This is a genomic window from Streptomyces sp. NPDC006430 (assembly GCF_040612395.1).
Classification (GTDB): Bacteria; Actinomycetota; Actinomycetes; order Streptomycetales; family Streptomycetaceae; genus Streptomyces.
Genome location: NZ_JBEXQA010000047.1, coordinates 24,216 through 30,215 on the forward strand (window position 1 = coordinate 24,216; position 6,000 = coordinate 30,215).

The following is a 6,000-nucleotide window of genomic DNA, read 5'->3' on the forward strand; positions in this document are numbered from 1 at the left end:
CGTAGTCGCGGGCGAGGTTCTGGCCCTGGCTGGCTGCAACGACTGGTTCCGGGACGCCCCGCGGCGCGGAGTTCGGGGGGAGGCCGGCACCACGGTCCAGGTGGCCCCGGGGAACTTCCCCAGACCGGCACCCACGAACCGAACGAGACCGCACACTGCGCCCGCGCGGTTCGCCTCACTGTCACGCCCAACCGGAAACTGAAAGGTGACACAAGCATGAAGACATCGCCCCGCACCCGGACGGAAAAGGCAGGGACACCGCGACGGCCCCACAGCATCGGCCGCTCGCGCGCTCTGGCGGTCCTCCTGTCGGCCTTCTCCGTGATCGCTGTCACGATCCTGGCCACCACCCCGGCACATGCGTCGGTGTACAACACCGCGATCAAGAACCTCACCACGGGAAAGTGCATCGACCTCCCCGGTTTCGGCGCTCCCGGCCTGCAGCCGGTCACCCAGTACGACTGCCGGCCAGGCACGGGCGACAACCAAATGTTCGACCTGGTCAACGGTGTCGACGGCTTCCTGATCCGCAGTGTCAAGAGCCCCGGCCTGTGTCTCGACTTCCCGAACTTCGGCGCACCCACCAGTGCCGACAAGGTAAGCCTCTACTATTGCCAGAACACCACGGCCGACAACCAGCTCTGGAAATCGGTCTGGAATGACGCCGGCACCGCCTTCCAGCTCATCAGCGCCAAGAGCTACTACTCCGGCCAGCGGATGTGCCTGGACGTGGACGGCTTCGCCTGGCCGACCAACGACCTCCGCCTCGGGGCCTATCCCTGCAGCGCATCCCTCGGTGACGACCACTGGTGGACGTTCCTGTAGCACGGCACGTGCCCATGGGGCGGTCGGGCACTGGCCCGGCCGCCCAGGCGGGTTGCCCAGGGGGCGGGCGGGGAGGAGACGTCCACCATCCTGCGGCTGAAGGTGATCGCCAGCTCTCCGCCGACGCCGGGTACGGCGGGGCCGGCCTTAGGCCGGCGAGCCGGTGTGGCCCAGCTTCGGTTGAGACTCTGCGGTCCGTGGCTACTTGGTGGTCTGTTCCTGCGGCGCGGGCCTTTCGGCCGCCCACGCCGCACGGCGCAAGCTGGTGGGCGGACATTACCGGGGATGCGCGCGCTCCCACGCCTCGCGGATATCGGCGGGGACGCGGCCCCGAAGGGGCGCCTGGTAGCCGTTGGCGCGTGCCCACTCCCGGATGGCCTCGAGGCTGACGGGGGCCTGGCCGGAGCTGGTGCAGGCTGGTACGGCGTGCTGAAGGGGCGACGCTGGTTTCCCCACAAGTAGGCCGTCGGGGCATTGGGGCACCGTTGTCCGTCCACTGAGGACTCTGGTCAGGAATCGGTCAGGGTGCCGTCGAAGGTGAACCAGCGGGGTCCGCGGGCTTCGTTCACGGCGATGCGCCACGTGTCGTGAGTCGTACGGGACTGGGTGTGTGCCTGGTGTAGTCCCGCTGGAGGTGCACGCGGATCCGGGCGGGCATCCGGAGAGGCCAGCCCAGGCTGCGAACGCAGGATCCCGCTCCATGCGACACCAGAGAGGCATACGGGAGGTTCGGTCGCTTCCGTCGCTGTGTACGGCGCTGCGGCGATTGGGCAGAACCACGGAATCACGCAGCACGATGGGCTCCATCGACGTAGTACTCAGCGGTCGCCGCGGAAGCCTCCCGACGGGCGCCCATGTCTACCCCGTGGGTCGCGCCCTCGCCGCAGCAGGGTGGGTGCCCCGCGAAATTCTCATCTCCGCCGTAACTCGCTCCCCGATGGCTGCACCGGCGATCTGAGCAAGCCCCGGATCCTCTGCACCTTCTCGGCCAGGCGTACAGCCACTCCGTTCGAGGCAGACCCCGGGTGATCACAGAGCGTGGCAGCTCTGTGAGGACCCGGCCTGTGCCTGTTTCGCGACGGGGCTCCCCACCGCACCTATCTGCGCGGCCTCTTATCTGCCTCAGCTCGCGGGGATCAGTTCGTATGCCGCAGATTCAGCCTTCTCCCGCGCCTACGTGAACAGGGGAGCGGCCAGGTCCTCTGGACCTGGCCGCTCCTTCATGGGCCTACAGGCTGGGCTGTTTCGCCAGTGCGAGACAGGAACTGCCGAGCGCCGCGAAGTGTGGTGCGCAGACCCTGCTGGGTCGCCCGGCTGTCGAGGCGCACGTCGAGAGCGCCGGGGAGCGCGCTGTCGGCCCGAAGGCCGGAGGGCAGCCGGGAGGCATCGAGCGCGTCCCGCTGGGCGATGAGGATGCCTAGCTCGTGACGGTTCACAGCATCGCGGCCTGCGAGGTGGTGGACGCCGGCCGCGTCGGCGGCCGCCAGTTCCAGGAGGGAGGCGGCCAGGTCGGTGACGTGCACGGGGCAGCGGATGTCGTCGGTGAACAGGACGCCGTCGCGAGTGCCATCGGAGAGTTCGTGCACCATCTTCTCGTGCACCGAACGCCCGTGACCAATAATCAGCGATGTCCGGGCGACCACGGCCTTCGGATGCACGGCGAGGACCCCGGTCTCTGCCGCGGCCTTGGCCGCGCCGTAGGGAGTGACGGGGTCGGGGAGGCTCGACTCGTCGTAGTGGACTCGCGCACCGGAGAACACCGCGTCACTGGACACGTGGACCATGCGGATTCCGTACCTCGCCGCCACCATCGCGAGCCGGATGGGGCCTTCTGCCGTTGTCGCCCAGTCGGCCGATCCGCTTGACGCGTTGAGGACGAGCTGGGGGCGCACGTCGGACATGACGGCGTCCAGACTTCCTGCGTCCCGCAGGTCAAGGTGGCACCACGCGGTTGGGGAGGCGGCGCCGGGCTTGGCCGCGTACGTCGCGACGGTCGTTTGCCCCGCTGTTCTCGCCTGCCGGACCAGCTCAGTCCCAAGAAAGCCGCTGCCGCCAACGATCAGAACTGTCATTGCGACACCGTAGACCGGGGGCCTGAACGTCGAGCCCGGCGACCTGCCGACCACGGACGGCCGCTCCTATCCGGTCGAGCTGATCCGGGCCATCACGCTGGCCTGGCTGTTCGCCGGCCAACGCAGCGACGAGATCGCCCGCCTCCGGGTGGGCTGCATCCGCTGGCAGCACGACGGCCTGCCGATCCCCGGCGATTCCGGCGAGGTCCTCGCTCGCGATGCGGTCTGCCTGCTGGACGTCCCGACCCACAAGACCGGCACCGCGTTCACGAAACCCGTCGATCAGCTCCTGGGCCAAGCCATCGAAGCATGGCAGGCCATCAGGCCCGCTCAGCCGCCGATGCTCGACCGCAAGACCAACGAGTACGTCGACTTCTTGTTCGCCCACCGCGCCCGCCGGGTTGCCAAGCACTACATCAACACGGCGATCATTCCGATGCTCTGCCGCAAGGCTGGCGTCCCCAACTCCGATGTCCGCGGCAACATCACCAGTCACGCCAAGGAGCCCATGACCCTCTTTGAGCTGCAGGAATGGCTCGGCCACCGGACTCCCGAGGCGACCACGCACTACGCGAAGCTCACCCCGAACACCCTGGCCAGGGCCTATAACGACGCCGGCTACTTCGCCCGCAACGTTCGCACCATCGAAGTCCTCGTCGACCGCGACGCCGTCACCTCCGGGGCCGCTGCGGCGGGTGAGCCTTGGCAGTACTACGACCTGGGACACGGGCACTGCACGTACACGTTCTTCGAGCAATGCCAGCACCGGATGGCCTGCGCACGCTGCGATTTCTACACGCCGAAGGACTCCAGCAAGGGCCAATTGCTGGAGGCGAAGGAGAACCTGCAGAAGATGCTGGCCAGCATTCCGCTCACCGATGACGAACGCGCCGCCGTCGACGACGGTCAGGCCGCCCTCGACCAACTCCTCGAACGACTCACCGACATCCCGACTCCGGTTGGGCCGACACCACGGCAGATCGGCGTCCCAGCCACGGCGACCCTGCTGCCTGTGGTCGAGGTGAGGCACGGACCCACCCAGTGATCACGCGGCCCCGGGGCCAGAAGCTGGTCCCGGGACGGGATACCCGATCTGCGTCAAATTCTCGGCCAGGTCATCGAGGTCGACGCCCGGGTTCAACGCAGAGACCACACCCTGAGTAAGAGGCCGCAGGGCATAGACGTGACGGACGGCCTCGATGTCCACCGCGACCTCGTAGTAGTCCTCGGCGAACTGCTGATATGCCTCGGGACGGCCATCCAGCAGGACGTCGAACAGCCACTCCGCGCTGCCGCCGTCCGTTATCCCCGCAGGCAGGGCGTCTATGGTCCCGGCCCTCCACTCGGAGTCAGCCTGTTCACGCCAGAAGCACACGGTTGCCCGTGGTGTGCCGTCGTGCCTGCTGAACGCGGGTTCCGAGACGTGGTGGAGAAACGCTGCTGGCACTCCGTCGAAGAGCCCTGGCCACGGAACCGGAGGCGTGACCCGATGCGGGCTCATCGGTGACTCGTGATCGAACCCGCGGGCGTACGCACCCGCCGGCGAGAAGACGATCGAGTAGTCATTGCCGCACCCGTCGCGCATGGAGGCCATCTCCTCGGCCGGCGACCACTGAGCGTCGAACGAGTAGAACCGGGACTCCCAGTCCGGGCTCATGATGGAGTCGAGGACAGCCATGGCGCGGGAGCGATCCCGAATGATCGAGATCTCCGGCAGCTGACGAGTGAGCTCATAGAAGGACACGGCTCCATCCAAGCCCATCCCACTGACAGCACTCCCACCAGCACTCACTCGACATAGTTGATTCCACAGAACGCCATGGCGCACCGTCTGGGGCTTCATGGCGAGGTGGACCGCCGCCGGAGTCGTCGGCCAGATCCGCGACCACCTGCGCGGACGCACGCAGGTTGATTGAGCAGTGCGCAGTTTCGCTGATCCGAGACACGTGCTGTCGCCGGTCAGTGGATCTGGTACGGGATGATCTTTCCAGAGTCTAGCTCTGATCCAGATTGAATCAGATTGGCTGCGCCCCTGACTGGTGTAGTCGGCATGGGGCCGGAGAACGGCTCTGGCCGTGGACGGTGTTAGCTTCCTCTCCGTGACGGACCACCAGGAGCAGACGAGGGCGGCCTATGACGGGGTCGTCGAGTTGTATGCGTCGATGTTCGCTGATCGGTTGGAGACGCAGCCGTTCGCGCGGAACATGATTGGCACCTTCGCCGAGCTGGTGCGTGAGACGGGGAACCTGCGGGTGGCCGATGTCGGATGCGGGCCTGGACATCTGACGGGCATGCTGCACGATCTGGGCCTGGACGTCTTCGGGCTCGATCTTTCCCCGGGCATGGTCGACCATGCCCGGCGGGCCCATCCGGCGTTGTGGTTCGACGAGGCGCGGATGGAGGCTTTGCCGGTCGAGGACGGCGCTCTGGGCGGCGTGCTGGCCCACTACTCGATGATCCACACTCCGCCCGGTGAACTGCCCACACTCCTCGCCGAGCAAGTACGCGTCCTGGCGCCCGGAGGCCTGCTCCTGGTCTCCTTCTTCGCGACCGAAGAGCCGGAGCCGATCCGCTTCGACCACAAGGTGACCCCCGCCTACAGCTGGCCGGCGGACCGCTTCGCCGACCTGCTGGCCGAAGCCGGGCTCGTCCCCTTCGCCCGGCTGCTCCACGATCCGGCCTCCGAACGGGGCTTCCTCGATGCCCACTTGCTGGCCCGCTTGGGCTAGAGGAACACAGGGCCCGACGGCTGGCCTCTTTACTGCTGCCGGCTCGGTCCGCGGAGCGGGCCGTGGTCTGGAGGCGGAGCCGGAAGACCCAGAGTGGGGGAGCGGAGCGGACCCGCCCAACGGGCCGCAGGCCCGGACCCCGTGAAACGGGGTCACCTCCCGTGCGGGGCGCGGGAGCCCTGGGGCCTGCGCAGCAGGCCCGCTCTGGTGGAGCGCAGCGGAACCAGAGCCAGTCCGAAGCGAAGCGCAGGACTGCGGCCCGAAGGGCCGGCCATGGCTCGGAGCGAAGCGGAGAGCTGGGCCCGAAGGGCCCGGCCGACCCGGATAACTGTTGTCCCGCCAGGTCCCGCCGACGGAGTCGGCCCGTTCCAGTA

The 6,000-nt window shown here is 67.8% G+C and carries 5 protein-coding genes and 1 pseudogene; 3 read left to right on the plus strand and 3 right to left on the minus strand.

Going from position 1 to position 6,000, the window contains the following annotated elements:
* The first annotated feature begins 216 nt into the window (after nt 1-216).
* Nucleotides 217-825 (plus strand): RICIN domain-containing protein, encoded by a 609-nt coding sequence (locus ABZZ20_RS34305; RefSeq protein ID WP_356876490.1) that lies wholly within the window; start codon nt 217-219, stop codon nt 823-825.
* 276 nt (nt 826-1,101) lie between these two features.
* Here the strand turns inward: ABZZ20_RS34305 and ABZZ20_RS34310 are convergent.
* Together ABZZ20_RS34310 and ABZZ20_RS34315 are read right to left on the minus strand one after the other, a co-directional pair.
* A pseudogene (locus tag ABZZ20_RS34310) lies at nt 1,102-1,203 on the minus strand (histone-like nucleoid-structuring protein Lsr2); the annotation flags it as partial.
* Between the two features lie 842 nt (nt 1,204-2,045).
* Nucleotides 2,046-2,897 (minus strand): sugar nucleotide-binding protein, encoded by an 852-nt coding sequence (locus ABZZ20_RS34315; protein ID WP_356876492.1) that lies wholly within the window; start codon nt 2,895-2,897, stop codon nt 2,046-2,048.
* Nucleotides 2,898-3,045: 148 nt separating this feature from the next.
* On the opposite strand from ABZZ20_RS34315, the gene ABZZ20_RS34320 reads away from it, so the two are divergent.
* Nucleotides 3,046-3,942, plus strand: coding sequence for a hypothetical protein (locus ABZZ20_RS34320; protein ID WP_356876494.1), 897 nt, complete (start codon nt 3,046-3,048; stop codon nt 3,940-3,942).
* Here the strand turns inward: ABZZ20_RS34320 and ABZZ20_RS34325 are convergent, their stop codons facing one another.
* The gene (locus tag ABZZ20_RS34325) at nt 3,943-4,641 is read right to left on the minus strand and encodes a hypothetical protein (RefSeq protein ID WP_356876496.1); all 699 of its coding nucleotides are present in this window, start codon (nt 4,639-4,641) and stop codon (nt 3,943-3,945) included. It abuts the gene before it with no gap.
* A 355-nt stretch (nt 4,642-4,996) separates the two neighbouring features.
* Here ABZZ20_RS34325 and ABZZ20_RS34330 point away from each other — a divergent pair, with 355 nt between their 5' ends.
* The gene (locus ABZZ20_RS34330) at nt 4,997-5,626 is read left to right on the plus strand and encodes a class I SAM-dependent methyltransferase (protein WP_356876498.1); all 630 of its coding nucleotides are present in this window, start codon (nt 4,997-4,999) and stop codon (nt 5,624-5,626) included.
* Nucleotides 5,627-6,000 lie beyond the last annotated feature (374 nt).